Origin of the sequence: Chitinophaga filiformis (assembly GCF_023100805.1) — a bacterium.
In the GTDB taxonomy this organism is placed as follows: domain Bacteria; phylum Bacteroidota; class Bacteroidia; order Chitinophagales; family Chitinophagaceae; genus Chitinophaga; species Chitinophaga filiformis_B.
This window is the reverse complement of the sequence record NZ_CP095855.1, coordinates 887,090-904,226: the sequence shown is the minus strand read 5'-3', so window position 1 is coordinate 904,226 and position 17,137 is coordinate 887,090. Positions and strand designations below refer to the sequence as shown.

Annotated in this window: 14 protein-coding genes; 7 read left to right on the top strand and 7 right to left on the bottom strand. The window is 42.0% G+C overall.

The annotated features are described in order from the left end of the window. Window positions 1-10: 10 nt before the first annotated feature. From MYF79_RS03745 to mnmG, 3 genes are all read right to left on the bottom strand, one after another. Window positions 11-382 (bottom strand): hypothetical protein, encoded by a 372-nt coding sequence (locus MYF79_RS03745; protein WP_247812621.1) that lies wholly within the window; start codon window positions 380-382, stop codon window positions 11-13. A 66-nt stretch (window positions 383-448) separates the two neighbouring features. Further along, a complete protein-coding gene (locus tag MYF79_RS03740) occupies window positions 449-1,507 on the bottom strand; it encodes a lactonase family protein (protein WP_247812620.1) in 1,059 nt (352 codons plus the stop codon). Window positions 1,508-2,223: 716 nt separating this feature from the next. Further along, on the bottom strand, window positions 2,224-4,092 hold the full coding sequence (gene mnmG, locus MYF79_RS03735) for a tRNA uridine-5-carboxymethylaminomethyl(34) synthesis enzyme MnmG (protein ID WP_247812619.1): 1,869 nt from the start codon (window positions 4,090-4,092) through the stop codon (window positions 2,224-2,226). A 337-nt stretch (window positions 4,093-4,429) separates the two neighbouring features. On the opposite strand from mnmG, the gene MYF79_RS03730 reads away from it, so the two are divergent. After that, window positions 4,430-4,624 (top strand): hypothetical protein, encoded by a 195-nt coding sequence (locus MYF79_RS03730; RefSeq protein WP_247812618.1) that lies wholly within the window; start codon window positions 4,430-4,432, stop codon window positions 4,622-4,624. A 1,323-nt stretch (window positions 4,625-5,947) separates the two neighbouring features. Here MYF79_RS03730 and ybeY read toward each other — a convergent pair. Then, window positions 5,948-6,376, bottom strand: a complete 429-nt coding sequence (gene ybeY, locus MYF79_RS03725) for an rRNA maturation RNase YbeY (protein WP_247812617.1) — start codon at window positions 6,374-6,376, stop codon at window positions 5,948-5,950. A gap of 196 nt (window positions 6,377-6,572) precedes the next feature. On the opposite strand from ybeY, the gene MYF79_RS03720 reads away from it, so the two are divergent. The 3 genes from MYF79_RS03720 to MYF79_RS03710 all read left to right on the top strand — a co-directional run bounded on the left by MYF79_RS03720 (window position 6,573) and on the right by MYF79_RS03710 (window position 8,619). Beyond that, window positions 6,573-6,812, top strand: a complete 240-nt coding sequence (locus tag MYF79_RS03720) for a ferrous iron transport protein A (protein ID WP_199654397.1) — start codon at window positions 6,573-6,575, stop codon at window positions 6,810-6,812. Window positions 6,813-6,875: 63 nt separating this feature from the next. Continuing rightward, window positions 6,876-7,835 (top strand): helix-turn-helix domain-containing protein, encoded by a 960-nt coding sequence (locus MYF79_RS03715; protein ID WP_247812616.1) that lies wholly within the window; start codon window positions 6,876-6,878, stop codon window positions 7,833-7,835. A gap of 67 nt (window positions 7,836-7,902) precedes the next feature. After that, entirely contained in the window at window positions 7,903-8,619 is a 717-nt protein-coding gene (locus MYF79_RS03710) for an SDR family oxidoreductase (protein ID WP_247812615.1), read from the top strand. 868 nt (window positions 8,620-9,487) lie between these two features. Here MYF79_RS03710 and nadA read toward each other — a convergent pair. After that, window positions 9,488-10,492, bottom strand: coding sequence for a quinolinate synthase NadA (nadA, locus tag MYF79_RS03705; RefSeq protein WP_199655052.1), 1,005 nt, complete (start codon window positions 10,490-10,492; stop codon window positions 9,488-9,490). A 769-nt stretch (window positions 10,493-11,261) separates the two neighbouring features. Between nadA and MYF79_RS03700 the strand changes: the two genes are divergently transcribed. After that, entirely contained in the window at window positions 11,262-13,370 is a 2,109-nt protein-coding gene (locus tag MYF79_RS03700; RefSeq protein ID WP_247812613.1) for a peptidylprolyl isomerase, read from the top strand. 170 nt (window positions 13,371-13,540) lie between these two features. Then, window positions 13,541-14,044 carry a DUF2480 family protein gene (locus MYF79_RS03695; protein WP_247812612.1) on the top strand — a complete coding sequence of 168 codons (504 nt, stop codon included), beginning with the start codon at window positions 13,541-13,543 and terminating at the stop codon, window positions 14,042-14,044. On the opposite strand, the gene corA is transcribed toward MYF79_RS03695, so the two are convergent. Next, entirely contained in the window at window positions 14,045-15,160 is a 1,116-nt protein-coding gene (corA, locus tag MYF79_RS03690) for a magnesium/cobalt transporter CorA (RefSeq protein ID WP_247812611.1), read from the bottom strand. A 975-nt stretch (window positions 15,161-16,135) separates the two neighbouring features. On the opposite strand from corA, the gene MYF79_RS03685 reads away from it, so the two are divergent. Beyond that, window positions 16,136-16,687 (top strand): type 1 glutamine amidotransferase domain-containing protein, encoded by a 552-nt coding sequence (locus MYF79_RS03685; RefSeq protein ID WP_199654390.1) that lies wholly within the window; start codon window positions 16,136-16,138, stop codon window positions 16,685-16,687. Window positions 16,688-16,756: 69 nt separating this feature from the next. Here the strand turns inward: MYF79_RS03685 and MYF79_RS03680 are convergent, their stop codons facing one another. Next, on the bottom strand, window positions 16,757-17,134 hold the full coding sequence (locus tag MYF79_RS03680; RefSeq protein ID WP_247812610.1) for a septal ring lytic transglycosylase RlpA family protein: 378 nt from the start codon (window positions 17,132-17,134) through the stop codon (window positions 16,757-16,759). Between the last annotated feature and the right edge of the window lie 3 nt (window positions 17,135-17,137).

Genomic DNA, 17,137 nt, shown 5'->3' with positions numbered 1-17,137 from the left:
GATCAATAATTCATCGATCTTCGTAATCCTGTTCCATATCTTCATTGTCTTCTTCAAGATCTTCATGTCTGTCACCACCCAGACTGTAGTAATTATTTTCTTCGTCTTCCTCTCCGATCCGTTCGTTCTCATCATCAAGATCTGCTCCCGGAACATCAAGGCCATCTTCACCTTCATCCTGGCCGGCTACATTATCAGACGACTCTCTTGCTAATTCATTATTGATGCGGGAAGACCTGGTTACTTTTTCCACATCAAGATCTTCCTGTTCGCCTCTGTAAGTAATATCCTCATTTGCGGGATAGGCAGGGTAACCAGGAAATTTTTCATCTTCGTTCAATTCGGATTTTTTATCTGTCGGTTTTTCCACTTTCTTTTTCATAGTTATTCTTTTAGCGTTATTCTGAAAAAGTTATGCCAATCAGACGTACAATAAAATTGCCGATCATTAATTGGTGCCGATCATTTTTAAACATACCGGTTTCGGAACTTTAATTTCCTGGCCAGTAGGTTTTAATAAACCGTTCGTTTTATTTCTTTTAAACACGACAACATTATCGGTGTTCTGATTTGCCACTAACAAAAAGTTACCGTCGGGGTCCATCATAAAGTTGCGCGGCGCTTTTCCTCCTGATGCCTGTTCACCTTTCTTCACCAGCTGTCCGTTTTTACGATCTATGCTGTAGATAACAATGTTGTTCAACTTATCTCTGTTGGAGGCATATAAAAATTTTCCATCCGGAGAAACATGAATGTCTGCACCAGACACAGGGCCTTTATAGGTAGCAGGTAATGTCGATATAGTCTGGAATGGAATCAGTCTTCCTCTTACATAATTAAAGGCAGTCACTTTTCCATCCAGTTCGTGAATGAGGTATGCCCATTTCCCGTTGGGATGAAAAGTAATATGCCTTGGACCAGATCCGGGTGGCAGCAAGGCATACCCGGTATCTGCCGGTACGAGAGGTAAGACATCGCCCTGCCTGTAAGAGTAGATCACTACCTGGTCTATGCCAAGGTCCGACACATACAGTGATTTATGATCGGGACCAAATACGGTACAATGCACATGTGGTTTTTCCTGTCTTTCCTTGTTCGGTCCTGTTCCGGTATGTTCGATGGTCTGTACCGGCGCATCAATTTTTCCATCAGCACGAACAGGCAGTATGGATAAACTTCCTCCACCATAATTTCCTACGATAACATATTTGCCATCCTCATCGGTAGTGATGTAACAAGGTGCCGCACCACCTGAAGACTGTTTGTTTAAAAAAGTCAGCTCTCCACTTGTTGTGTCCCACGCAAAAGCACTTACTCCGCCGTCATTATTTTCATTTACTGAATACACATGTTTTTTATCGGGTGCAATAACCAGGTAAGATGGGTTCTCTACATTTTTGGTAGTGCTCACATAACGTAGTGTTCCTGTACTTGTATTGAATGCGTATACATTAATTCCCTCTTCCGCACTTTTTGTATAAGTACCTATCAGTAAATACTTTTCCATTGTTGTATCAGTTTGTGCTGGTAACAGAGAAGAGGATAACAAAATCGTGCCGGCGAGTAAGGTATTGAGCATATACTAGGACTTTTTAGGTTAGACAAATTACTAAATATGACATAAAGTAGAAAAAAGCATTTTAGAGCCCTTATTCTTAAACATACCCCATTTTGAGGCAATCATATTAACCATTGCACGATCGTCCAAATTTAAGGAGATAATGAGCTCACTTAAAAAAATAGATAAATATTTGATTATCAGTTAATTAGTATTTTTGGGATAAAAAAGCCCAGTCCGAAGAAACGGACCGGGTACTATATACTTCTAATTTAACCTTAACTTTAATCGTTATTCATTCCATAAATGAAATGAATAAATATAATTGGAGCAATGTCACATTACATTGGACTGCAATGTGCATTTATCCGTATAGTTAGATCATGAAATAGTTGTTTGTAAATTTTCCAGGAAATCCGGGTGGTGAATAAATTCATAGCACAAACTAAATGCTCATTAGTAGAGTTGGCTATAAATAAATTTCAACCTGCTTCGTTAGAAATTCTTCGTGGATGAAAATTATTATTATTTCAATCGTGTCATAGGTTCAGCTTTCATCTCTTCTTTCAGGGTCCTCAGGAATTTTGGTCGATAAACGAATATAGACAAAAAAAATACATGCCCCGTCGAAAAGCATGTATTTTTATTTCAGTTCAATAATTTTTTTATCTACCCATGTACACCATCAGGATCTGCACATCACTTGGATTCACTCCACTAATTCTGCTTGCCTGTCCCAATGTACGCGGACGAATTTTATTAAATTTCTGTCTGGCTTCTGCGCTTAATGAAACAAGTTTTGTATAATCAAAGCTATCCGGAATAATCAGGTCTTCCATCTGGCTCATTCTTTTCACCAGATCAATTTCCTTTTCAATGTATACTTCGTACTTGATCTGTATCTCTGCCTGTTCTAAAGTTTCGTCAGTAAATCCGGCAAGTGCTTTTTCTATTTTTGCCACTCCGTTCCTCATAGAAAAAATATCGAGAGAAGGTCTTAACAAAATCTGATAAGCGCGCATCCTTTGAGGAAGTGGTGATGAATTTTTCTCTGCGAGCAGGTGATTTATTTCTTCCGGATCAATCGGCAATTCTTTTAGAATACTTTTTATCTTCTCCACTCCTTCTTTCTTCAATACCACTTTGTCCAACCTGTTTTGTCCAGCCAATCCCATCTCAAAACTTTTTTCAGTCAGGCGGAGGTCGGCATTATCCTGTCTCAACAATGTTCTGAATTCTGCTCTCGAGGTAAACATTCGATAAGGTTCATCAGTTCCCTTGTTGATCAGATCATCGATCAGTACTCCGATATATGCTTCACTCCTCTTCAACACGAATGGTGCCTGACCACTTGCTTTCAGATGGGCATTTATACCTGCCATCAATCCCTGGCAAGCTGCCTCTTCGTAACCAGTTGTTCCATTGATCTGCCCTGCAAAAAATAAGTTCTGGATTTGTTTAGTTTCCAGGGAGAACTGCAACTGGGTTGGTGGAAAATAATCGTACTCGATAGCATAACCCGGACGGAACATTTTTACGTTTTCAAATCCTGGTACTAACTGCAATGCTTTATACTGAACATCTTCAGGAAGAGAAGTAGAAAAACCGTTCACATAAATTTCTACGGTGTTCCAACCTTCCGGCTCCACGAACAATTGATGTCTGTCTCTTTCTGCAAAACGGTTGATCTTATCTTCAATACTTGGACAGTATCTCGGACCTACCCCCTGGATCCTTCCCTGAAACATGGGCGATCTGTCAAAACCAGTCTTCAGCATGTCATGTACCTTATCGCTGGTGTAAGTGATATGGCAACTTCTTTGCTGCTCTGGTTTGATCTTTTCGATATCTAAAAAAGAGAATCCGGTGATCACTTCATCACCTGGTTGTTCTTCCATTTTGGAATAGTCCAAACTTCTTGCGTCTATCCTTGGAGGTGTTCCTGTTTTCAAACGGTCGCTTTCGAAGCCCAGGGAAACAAGTTGCTCGGTGATTCCAGTCGCAGCTTTTTCCGCAACTCTTCCGCCACCAAATTGCTTGTCGCCAATATGCATTACCCCGTTGAGGAAAGTTCCGTTAGTTAAAACAACTGACTTTGCTTTTATTTCATGTCCCAGCCCTGTCACCACACCATAACAAACACCGTTTTTTACCAATAGTCCTTTTACCATGTCCTGGTAAAAATCTACATTAGGCGTTTGCTCTAAAGCTTCTCTCCATTTGGCAGCAAACAGCATGCGATCATTTTGGGTACGGGGGCTCCACATAGCTGGTCCTTTGGAACGGTTCAGCATGCGGAATTGTATCATTGACTGATCTGTAACTATCCCCGAATATCCACCTAAAGCATCAATTTCTCTTACTATCTGACCTTTGGCTATACCTCCCATTGCCGGGTTACAACTCATCTGAGCTATAGTTTGCATGTTCATGGTCACCAGTAAAACTTTGGATCCCATATTCGCAGCAGCTGCCGCCGCTTCGCAACCGGCATGTCCGGCGCCTACCACAATAACATCGTAAGATGGAAACATAATCTTGTTTAAATAGAAATGCAAAAGTACATAGAAGGAAGGATATATGATGTTCCACGTGGAACATCTTGAAGAATGTTCCATGTGGAACACTTCACCTTGTGCCGGAGGATATCAATATACATTTGCCAATTATACTAAGCGGGACAAAGGTATATATCAGTGGCGCAGTATTATGTCACGAGGCTGCTCTACCCTTCTTTTGAATAACAAGATTAGCAAGCGCACCGAACCAAATAATATTTCTGGGGTAAGTTAATTATTGTGTAACAACCCTATTACTCACGAGCAATGCTTCCATTATGGAAGAGTAAGTGGACACAACAAAACACAACTGGTGTATACACCAGAAACTGGCTTAGTAGCAACTGTTCCAGGTAAGCCGATCGGCGCAGTTACGGTCTGTCTCGGGGATACCACTACCGCTACGTCCGGCTTTGGTCTGGCTACTCCTGCTAATTCCGCCAATGGTACACTTCATAGAGTGCATAACGTTTCCAGGTATGGTTCCATAACTTCTATGAGTGTGTGAACGGCAATATCAATAAAAAAGCTTGAGAAAGCGATGTCGGTCTTTGGGTTAAATACGCCAAGACCTATGTTCATAACGCTGTGTGGTCCCAATTACTAGCCCGGATAAGTATTAGTCACAAGTTGCGATTTTTTACCTCCCAAAAAGTTATGAATAGTACCACAGGCCGCTCCTAATGAAGTTCGGAGCCGTACGAAACTGCCAGGTAATTTTCGTTATGAAGGTGGCGCCCTGCGTAAGTTCGGTGCCAGCTGTAGACCGGCAGGGAAATGCTTTACATTACATTTTTGACTTTCCGCGGATACCCACATACGTTCTCGAACACCCACCTCGCATCCCCTTCAACTTTCTAAAACAGACGAATACCATCCTCCTGGCCACAGGATACTAAAGCCAATCATAATCGTGTCACTCGTTTCATTTGTTTTAAGTCTACTATCTCCGGATCTTATCCTCTACTAAAGGAAAATAACTTCCATTCGCAGGTTCCCAACTTGCATTGAGATAGTGAGCAACATTCCCAACAAGCAGGTAACTGGGACGTCCCTATATATCCCTGGATTCTGCGCTTATCTTCCGGGGATCTTCGACAACCGAAACAATTAAACCTACCTAGGGTACTTTTTGTACCCGTGTATCTCATGTGCTTTCTAACAAGGATTTTCGAAATAAACAGGCATAACATTTATACCTGGTATAAAATATACTCTCGTATAGACCACTACATATACAAGTATTTAATACACCCTGGCAAAGCCTCAACCATAGCGTATTTCCAGAGATAACCCATATATAACCCATATATAAGCCATATATGACCCATATATAACCCATATTTCTAGAGATATGGGTTATATATGGGTTATATATGGCTTGGCTATGGGTTATAAAAAAGTAACAGCAAAGATAACATAGGTACAATGCCAGTCCCGAAGTATGAACAGGATCATTTTCTGAGGCAGGCACAGCCTCCTTTATTTGGTGACAATGTGATGGTGGATTTAAAGAGTATGGTTAAAAAGGAGGGAACTTGATGACCGGGATGAATTAAGGGCAAGATTTTATTATGATCAATCGTGTCAGCGAAGAACCAATAAAAAAGCAGGCAGTCCTCCAACCAGCTGCACAAGCATTAAAATAATCATTAAAAAACGCCAGTATATGGAGAGCATCCTATCCGACAACCACATCGGTAGATTTGTTGGAAACCTTTCCCTAAAACCAGTCCAATAATCACAAAAAATCAAAACAGGATTAGCTCCGAGAATAAAAAAACCCGGACTTATAATCCGGGGTGTCAAGAATGTTCCACGTGGAACATTGCTAATTCGTTCCAAAGTAAAGTTCAAGATATTCATTTTCCTTTTGCCTCATCAAGGCCGACTGATCTTTAGTTTTGTCCTTAAAGCCACATAAGTGCAAAGCGCCATGAAAAATCACTCTGTGTAATTCATGCTCCTCTGTAACCTTGAACTTCTGGGCATTTTCTTTTACTCTGTCCACGCTAATATAAATCTCTCCTTCTGTAATAGCCGGATCCTCCCCTAGTTCAAACGTTACGATATCAGTAAGCGTGTCATGTTGTAAAAATTCCTGGTTAATCTGTAACAGGTACTCATCAGAGCAGAAGACATATTGCAAATTCTTAAGCCCCTGCCCTTCCCGGACAAATAAATTTTTAATAAAGGTCTTCAGCACTGTCCTGTTCTTAAGATTTATCTTCACTTCATGAGGGGTAAAATTAATAGCCATATCCTTGCTCTATATTTATAAGTAATTGAGAATGTAAAAATATAGTGAAATTTCGGTTTAGCCCTCATCTGTCTTTGTTCGATTGAGCCTCACCCTGTACCTTTGCTTCATCAAACATCGACCTTAGTAAGTATACAATTTATCACCTGCTAAGTTTGAGGAAAAGCACCAGGCATTAAAGATTAAATTACAAGGGATGAAAAAAGGAGTGATTAAATTGTCTTCGCTTGCAATAGGTAAAAGTGCTATTATCACATCTTTTGAGAAAGATGATTTGCACATCAAGTTGATGGAAATGGGATGCGTACCCGGTGAAACGGTGAAAGTTGAAAAGATTGCTCCTCTCGGAGATCCAATCTCTATTATGGTAGCCGGCTATAATCTCTCCCTCCGTAAAACAGAAGCTGATTTTATATGGGTAGAAGAAGTACATTAAAAACTGAATACGAATGATCCTCCCAGCAATGAATAAATAATGGATCATTCGTATTTTTAAAGCATGAAGCAACCCGGCAATATTCCAACCCACCAACTCTCTTCTCAGCACGCAACGCTCCATAGAGACAAGACCCGAACTTCTTCATTTGGTTACGATCAACTACCAACAAACAAAAGGCTGACAGGTTTTGAAATCTATTCCACTGATGGAATGATACCCGATTATGGCCCTGCAAAATCCGGTTTCTACAGATTTGGAATACTCACCCAGGGCTCTCTCCAGGTGCAACTAGGCCTGGAACATTTTAAAGTAAGCGCTTGTGCCCTCAACTTTTCGATTCCAGGACAAATACATGCCAAGTCAAACGTTAGCCCGGATATATTCGGGTATTACCTGTTATTCGAGGAAAATTTCCTCCAGAACCTGCTGTCCCAACACCACTTGGGAGCGGAATTCCCATTTCTTAACTATACCGGGCAACAGATCTTCAATTGTAATCAGGTAGAAATAGACGAATTGACCTCCCTGCTCCTGAAAATAAACGAGGAATTGCACCAACTTAACTCTGGAAGAGAAACTGCCATCAAAATGTACCTGTATCTAATGTTGCTAACAGCCAGACGAAGCTATGAAAGGCAGCACCTCTCAGTTCCTCTTTCAGATCCAGGCACCAGCTCATACCTGGTTACCCGGTTTCATAAACTTGTGAGTGAACATTTCCTGTCACTCAGACAAGTGGCCGACTATGCAGCACTACTCCACGTTACCCCAAATCACCTAAACAGGATAGTAAAAAACATCAGCAGTCGAACAGCCTCAGATGCCATCAGCGAGATGCTGGCCCAGGAAGCAAAAGTGCTGTTAAGATCTACCTCGCTCTCCGCTGCGGAAATTGCATACCAGTTGAATTTTAGCGATCCGGCCGCCTTCAGCCGCTTTTTTAAGAAATCAACAGGCCTCACTCCTCTTAAATATCGCCTGCAGGAAACCAAAAACGGAGCTGCAGTATTTGGCCAATGATCTGCATACTTCAAACAATTCTCCCAGACACCGGCTTTGGAACTTTGTGCCGTTAAACAAACAAACCATGACAAAGCATCTGAACAATCAAAAAGTAGTTGTTGCCGGCGGCACCTCAGGCATAGGATTGGCCACCGCAAAAAAAATTCTGGAACTAAATGGGGACGTAATAGTAACAGGCCGTGATCAGAAAAAACTAGCAGCGCTTCGTGCATCTACCCCGGCATTAAATTCCCATGCTGTAGACAGCACCGACAAAACCCAACTCGTAAACTTCTTTTCATCATATGGTTTGTTCGATCACCTGGTGTTGACCCTCAGTGGCGCAAAAGGCGGCGGACAGTTCCAGGAACTTTCACTGGATGATCTGAAAGAGGGTTTTGAGAAAAAATTCTGGCCCTACCTGCACACAATTCAGGCCGCCCTCCCCTTTTTAAAGAAAAATGGCAGCATTACGATATTGACTGCATCATCCACGATTGCCCGCCTCCCGGGTACTGCCGGATTAGCCGCCATCAACGGAGCACTTGAACTAATGGTGCCTATCCTGGCGAAAGATCTTAAACCAGTTCGTATCAACGCTATCTCTCCAGGTGTAATTGACACCCCCTGGTGGAATTTCCTGAACGACGCTGAAAAGCGCGCCACCTTTGAACAATTCTCGGAACAGATAGCAGTTGGAAGAGTAGGTACAGCTGAAGAAATAGCCGACGCAATTGTGGGAGTCTTGTCAAACAACTACATTAACGGAAGTGTTATTTTCTGTCACGGCGGGCTTTCCTGATCTGAAATAATTTCCTGGTAGACAAGGCATTAAATTAAGCGCAAAGAAAGGCTGGCACAATTCGCTATCCTGTGCAATAACCGGTATAGAAAGTTTCATCGCATTTATAAGGCTCTCATTTTCGAAGCCCTTATATTTTCTGCAGACACCTATTTTATGTGGGCCCCCACAGGAATGTGGTGTCCATCGCAAGCATAAGGCTTTCATCCTGGTCCGCAGAAAAAATATATTTAAGCAGTTTGGTAGATCCACATTTTCATTAAAACTATAAGGCCTTCAAAAATGAAGGCCTTATAGTTTTAATCATTGGTATTTTTCGTAGGTACCTACGGAACTGCAGGAAACATCGTGTCTATAAGGCTTTCATTTTAAAGCGCTAAGAATAAAATATATCTAACCACTCTATCGAACCGTCATTTCCATCGCAGGCATAAAGCCTTCAAAAACGAAAGCCTTATAAACCTAACAAACTGTCATTTCCTGTGGGACCCTACGGGTTAACAGGCCACATTGCATCCATAAGGCCTTCGTTTTAAAACGCTGAGAACAAAATATAACTGACCAATCCACGTATCCCCATTTTCATTGCAGCTATAAGCGCTTCCAAAACGAAGGCTTTATAATTCGCATAATTGAAAAACTCCCGTAGCCCCCTACAGAAAATTTTATTTTATCGCAGCTATAAGCAATTCAAATGGGAGGTGCTTTATATTCAGATCGTCCCGGCTATCCCCCGTCCTGCTGATTTTCATCGCAACTATAAGCCACTTAAAAGCATAAAAAAGGCCCGGTTGACGTTCCAACCGGGCCTTTTTTGACTTAATTACATCGCTAATAATTCATAACTACGTAATTATCAATAAATTATCTACAAACCGTACTGTGCACTGATCTCTAACATTCGCTCAATAGGTTTCTTCGCAGCGATCCTCAACTGTTCGTTCATCGTGATCTCTGGCTGTTCATATTCCATGCACAGGTACAACTTTTCAAGCGTATTTAACTTCATGTGGGGACAATCATTACATGCGCATGCATTATTGGGTGGCGCGGGAATGAAAGTTTTGCCCGGATTTTCTTTCTGCATCTGATGGAGAATACCGGTTTCGGTCACAACAATATACTCCTGTGCGTCATCTTTCTGGGAGAACTTCAATAACCCGGTAGTGGATCCGATGTAATCTGCTATCTCCAGTACAGCCGCTTCACATTCCGGATGGGCTATGACCTTGGCTTTCGGGTGACGGATCTTCAATTTTGTGATCTTTTCCAGGGAGAAGATCTCATGTACCATACATGCGCCGTTCCACAGTAACATGTCCCTACCCGTTTTTTTGGCCAAATAAGCCCCTAAATTCCTGTCGGGGGCAAAAATGATCGGCTGGTCCTTGGGGACGCTTTCGATGATCTTTTCGGCATTAGACGACGTGCAGATGATATCGCTAAGGGCTTTGATACCTGCGGAACAATTTATGTAGGAAATAACCAGGTGGTCGGGGTGCTTTTCTTTGAATTTTCTGAATAACTCCGGAGGGGCGCTATCAGCCAGGGAGCATCCCGCTTTCAGGTCCGGCAGCAAAACTTTTTTCTGCGGGCTGAGGATCTTGGCCGTCTCCGCCATAAAATGGACACCGGCAAAAACAATAATGTCCGCATCTGTTTTGGCAGCCTGCTGACTTAAGCCCAGACTGTCACCGATGTAGTCGGCTACATCCTGGATGTCAGGTTCCTGGTAATAGTGCGCCAGGACGATCGCATTCTTTTCCTTCTTTAACCGTTCGATTTCTGCAAAGAGATCCAGGCGTACGTCGACCGGCAAATCCAGGTACCCTTTTTTTTGCAGTTCGCTTTTTGCAATTTCCAGCTCCCTCATCATAATTATATATATAGTTTATTATTTAAAAAGAAAAAACCCACTACTATTAGGGCTGTGAATATGTGAAAACTAATTTTGACCATGATGTACAAATGTAGTTGTTATTCTTTTTGAGTTGGCTATCCACAGGAAATTAACAATGAAGATCGGCCATAGTACTGGAAAAACCTACTTTCATCCACACCCGTGGATATCGTTTACCGTGAATATTTTTTTTGCCGTCAACCTATTGAAAACATGTGGACAGTTGTGGCTAACAATCCCCAAAAAACACTTTCTGAACCCCGGACCTTTTTCCCCGGAAATAACAAAATTAGTTTTCAGGTACCTGAACGGAGGTTTTTACCAAGATATTGGACAGTTTCTACCGCTTTTTTAACAGTCAATGTGGATAAACTACAACTAAAAAGTTATATCAGGTTAAGAACGCTTTTTTAGCTTTACATCATTCTTTGTACACATTTAAATGTGAACGAAGAAATTGCCTTCTGTGAAATGTGAATAAACAGGCAAACATTTTTAAGAAGGCAAAAATCCTGAAATAATGGCCCATAGCCATATTGAAAAATCCCCGGGTCGAACATACAACCTGGTACAAAAATCATGACAAATGTGGATAACCTGTGAATGAAGACTTAAATCTATTTCCTGCTAAATTGGCCGAAATCCTTTCCTGTATTGGGTTTGAGGCAACAAAATCTGTTTTGTAGTTACAGTTATTTTATTCTATTTTTGCTTTCCTTAAAAAATTTAGACTATATAATATATGTCAGTTATTCAGAAGATCAGGGATAAATATGCCGTGGTGATCGTAGTAGTGATCTGCCTGGCTATTGTCAGCTTCCTGTTGCAAGATGCCTTTTTCGGCAAAAACTCACTTATTCGCCGTTCCACGACTGTAGGTAAAGTAAATGGTGAAGAACTAGAATTCTCCGACTATCAGCAGATGATCAAAACTACTGAAGACCGGATGCGTCAGGGTAATAATGTCCTGAACGACCAGCTTACTGAACAGGCACGCGAATCTGCCTGGAACCAGTTCCTGAGCAAACAGATCATGGATGCCCAGTATAAAAAACTCGGTCTGGCTGTAACTGACGAAGAAATCAAAGATCAGTTCACTGGCAAAAATCCCAGCCCGATCGTTACCCAACAGTTTACTGACGAAAAGACAGGACAGTTTGATCGCGCCCGTATGCAGCAGGTACTCGCCAGCATCAGCCAGGATAAAACCGGCCAGATGCGTGCTGGTCTGTTACAACTGGAAGATTACATTGCTCAGTCCAGGATTTCTGAAAAATATCTTTCCCTGATCAAACAGGCGGTGTATTATCCAAAATGGTTAGCTGAAAAGCAGATCCAGGATAACGGACAGCTGGCATCTATCTCTTATGTGTCAGTTCCTTACGCCACTATCGCTGACTCCACTATTAAGTTGTCAGACAGCGAACTGAATAGTTATATTAATAATCATAAAGAACTGTTCAAAACAGAAGAGTCCCGCAAAGTAGATTATATATCTTTCAATGTAATACCTTCTGCAGCTGATACTACTGCGGCACTGAAAGTGCTGTTGGAAGCAAAGCAGGAACTGGACACTATCAGCAATGCTGATGTTGCCGCTTTCATCAACCGCAACTCTGACCTGCCTTTCTATGATAGCTATGTTGCTAAGAGTGCATTGATGGTTCCGCAGAAAGATACATTGTTAAGTTTACCAACCGGAGCAGTGTTCGGACCATATTATGATAATAACCTGATCGTGTTTGCAAAAATGATCGATCGTAAGTTATTACCAGACAGTGTTAAAGTACGTCATATATTAATAGCTACCCAGAACCAGCAAGGTGGTGGTTTACCTGATTCAATTGCTAAAGCCCGTATCGATAGTATCGAAAGAGCTGTAAGAGGCGGTGCAGATTTTAAAGCGCTGGTTGAACAGTATACCGACGACGTAAGAAGCAAACCAACCGGTGGCGAGTACGACGTAACTCCTTCTACAGACTTCCTGAAAGAATTCAAAGATTTCGCGCTGGAAAAAAGTAAAGGAACCATCGGTGTTGTGAAAACACTGGCAGGTTACCACCTGATTGAAATCTTGGATCAGAAAAACATCGGTCAGGCAGTTAAAATTGCTTACCTCGCTAAACCGGTAGCGCCAAGCCGCGAAACTGATAGTAAAGCATATGCCGAAGCAAATGAATTTGCTGCAAAGAACCGCGACTGGAAAACATTTGAGAAAACTATCCAGCAGAATGGTCTGAACAAACGTATCGCTGACAACCTCCGTCCCATGGATCACACAATCCCTGGTATCGGTCAGGCACGCGAACTGGTTCGTTGGGCATACGATGCTAAAAAAGGTGACGTGAGCAACGTATTTACCTTTGATAATAATTATGTAGTGGCTGTACTGACAGCAGTGCGTGAAGAAGGTACCGCGGCCCTGGAAGATGTAAGACCTGCCGTAGAAGCTGAAGTAAGAAAGAACAAAAAAGCTGCCCAGATCATTGAGAAGATCCAGTCAACTGCTTCTCTCGATGCTGTACAGAAATCAACAAACCAGCCGCTACAGACCGCAGATAATATTTCTTTCGGAACTCCGTTTGTTGCCAGCCTTGGTTTTGAACCACGTGTAGTAGGTGCTGCATTCAATAAGAGCTGGGGTACTGCAAAAGTATCTGCTCCTATAGAAGGTAACGCTGGTGTATATGTGCTTAAAGTAAATGCTTATCAACCTTCCGGTCAGCCTCAGGATCCAAAAAGCGTAAGCCGTGTTTATGAACAGAGCCTGCTTTCTGCTTTAGACCAGCAGCTGTTCTCAGTGCTGAAGAAACTGAGCAAGATCGAAGATAACCGTAGCAAATTCTTTTAAGGAATAAGAATCTTCAAATAACTGATATCAAAACGCCCGGGCTTATACCCCGGGCGTTTTTGTTTTACCTCCTTTCATTTCCACGTACATCGGAATCCCTGCACCCAATCCGTAAACCGGCTATCCCATAGATACTTTTAGTACCTTTGCATAGTAAAAAAGACCGGCTTATGGAAGAGATAGTAAATAAGGTAGCGCAGAGCGGGTTGATCACCCTGGACCTGGAAGATTATTATCCAAAAGAAGAGATTGTTGAATTTGATCTGAAGCAGTATCTCTTCATGGAACTGATACTCAAGGAGAAAGATTTCAGAGCTGCACTCCAGTCACTCGATTGGGAACAATACCGCAATAAAAATGTGGGAATTATCTGCACCGCGGATGCTGTTATACCCTTCTGGGCATATATGCTGGTAATGACTTACCTCTCACCCGTAGCGCATTTTGCTGCCTTTGGTGATAAAAAGCATATACACCAGGTACAATTTATAAAGAACATCGCTGCTATCGATGTTAATGAATACCTTGATAAACGTGTGGTTATCAAAGGATGTGGCGATCAGGGCGCAGGAGAAGCGGCCTATGTCGAAATTACCCGTTTACTGACACCCGTAGTGAAAAGCCTCATGTACGGAGAGCCTTGTTCCACCGTACCTATCTATAAGAAGAAATGATCAGAACCATTTCTTCTTTTTAAAGAAGATGATCATTGCAATCAGCATGATCAACATGAATAGCATGGTAAAATAATAGCCATTCTGTGTATGTAGCTCCGGCATATTGTCGAAGTTCATGCCATAGATACCTGCTATGAAAGTCAGCGGCGCCATCAGGGTCGTTACCACTGCCAGTACTTTCATGATCTCATTCATTTTGAGATTGATCTGGGTATGATACAGATCCTGCACTGTTAATATTACATCACGGTAGTTTTCAGCGAGGTCATTCGCCTGGATGATGTGGTCGTGCACATCCTTGAAATATTTTGTGGTTCGCTCTTCCAGTAACTCACTATCACTTTTGAGGAATCCATTCACCAGTTCCCGTACCGGCGCAATCGCCCTTTTGAACAGTAAGAGCTCCCTTCTCAACAGGTTGATCCTGGCCTGCGCACGGGTGTTTGCCTGGTGCTGTACAGCATCTTCCATCAGTTCTATCCGCTCCCCTAACTTTTCAATGATACTATAGTAACTATCTACAATGACATCCAGCAGGGAATAGCAGAGATAGTCAGCGCCGGCCCCCCGTATCCGGGAATTATTGATCCTCAGTTTGTCTCTTATATGATTGAACACATCCCGTTCCGCATCTTCCTGGAAGGAAATAACAAAATTCTTTCCCAGCACAATGCTTACCTGTTCCTGCTCTATCGTACAGGTATCCTGGTTGAAATACATCATTGGTAAAAGGCAGAACAGGTGCTCTCCTATCTCATCCATTTTTGCTCGCTGGCCCACGCTCATAATGTCATCCTCCAGCAGAATATGGATGTTCAGGCGCATACAAATATCGTGTACGGTTTCTCTGTTGATCCCATCCACATTTATCCACACAGTGTTTTTACTATCAAGGTGTTTGAAGATGGGTTCTGTACTCCCGCCCTTTACCGTCTCCTCTTCAAAATGATCATGACGATAATTGAAGATGGTTATTTTCTCACATACAGTCTGCTTCCGCGTTATTGGTCCAGTTGCCGGATTGTAGTTCATCAGGCGTTGCTTCCTGACTTTGAAAGGATTGAGTGTCTCTAATACATCCTGTATGGGCAATATGCGATTCGGCTTAACCATTGTGCGCTGGATTTATATGCTAACCTATTTTAAAATTAACTTAAAATTGGCGTAACGAGGAATTAACAGGCAGCAACTATCTTGTATTGATAGCCACCTGCAACTGCTCACATAATAATTGTCCCCGGAGGGCGAATGCTCCACTTACCCGCCAGCTTACGCGGTACATTATGCATTATTATGCTGCCATCAGTTTATATAGGTAAAATTAGAAATGCTTTTCAATAACTGGTGAATTTATGATCTATGCGCACACTAACTTTTGTAATAGCGGCTCTTCTATTGGTCATTTGTGGTTATAGTATCTATGAATAGTCACGACCCATTGTATAACATCAACGGTCAGTAACTGAGAGCCAGTTACATATACACATTATTGCAGCAGAACGGAGCTTTAAATACAGCGGCAGAAGGTAATAAATAAAGAAGGACTGCCGGCGAAGAGTATCACCGGCAGCAGATTGGCTATTTAAGACTAGGATATGGAAGACATGTTCAATAATGTTGTGGTCAACAACAGGTTATATAAAATCGACTCCGTAATGCTTACGGGGCAAAAATTACTTTACAGAAAAGGGAATTAATAGAGATTGGATATATAACAATTATTCAGCTTTCTCTCACTAATATTATCATCTATTGCCATCGCAGCAGACCTCGGATTAAAAACATGCATTCTCTGACGCTTCTAGCAAGTAATGTTTTTTTCCATGAGAATATGGTAAAACTGATTGCGCTGCAAATAACAATACAACCATAATAATTCCAAAAAAAATAGGGCAAATACCATATAAATGTGAGATAAATGAGTATTGTCCGTGTAACTATGAGTAAAAAAATGTACAAAAGATAAATTGAATATCAAGGAAAGATGTCTTATATCATGGCCGTAATATGGCGTTTAGACCTTAGGAATTGTTTTTGTTACGGATAGATAGTAATCCTAACAACATAATACCAAAAACCATAAAGATTATGGAAAACAAGCTCAGTAATAAGAAAGTGGCCATATTGGTGGCCGATGGTTTTGAAGAAGTTGAATTTACAAAACCACTGGAAGCCTTGCAAAATGCCGGCGCGAATGTAGACGTGATATCATTGCATGATGGGGAAGTAAAGGCATGGGCCGAAAAGGACTGGGGCAAAACATATCCGGTGGATAAGGTAGTGAGTGAGGCCAATGCTAAAGACTATGACGCCCTGGTACTTCCGGGTGGGGTAATGAATCCTGATCACCTGCGCGAAAGCCAGGAGGCAGTGAATTTCGTTTCCGGTTTCTTTGACGATAGTAAACCCATTGCGGCCATCTGCCACGGCCCCTGGACATTGATAGAAACAGGTGAACTAAAGGGAAGGACAGTTACCTCCTATCCTTCTTTAAAAACAGATCTGACCAATGCCGGTGCTAATTGGGTTGATCAGGAGGTAGTTGTGGACAACGGATTGGTGACAAGCCGTAATCCCAATGACCTGCCTGCGTTTTGTACCAAGATGGTAGAGGAAATCGGTGAAGGCATACATGCATGAGGGCAGATAATTTATATGTAAAAGGCGTCCCGATTTAGTGGACGCCTTTCTTTTTATCTGATAATCAGGTTATTTTTTCTTCTTCTTATACTTTATTTCCACCACGGCTACCCCGGTTGTCAGCATACCGATCCGTTTGGCTGCCTTTTTGGAAAGGTCGATCACCCTTCCCTGTGAAAAAGGACCACGGTCATTGATCCTTACTGTGACGGACTTGCCATTGGAGATATTTAAGACCTTTACCTTGGTACCGAAGGGCAATGTACGGTGTGCCGCTGTTAATCCGTTCTTCCTGTAAGTTTCTCCACTGGCGGTTTTGCGGCCTTCAAACTTATCAGCATAGTAAGATGCCTTGCCGTTTTCAGTGATCTTCCTGCTGCAGGACGAAAAGCAAATCAGGCTGCAGAGCAGCACCAGCAACAGGGGATTATAGTTTCTTGTTATCATAGG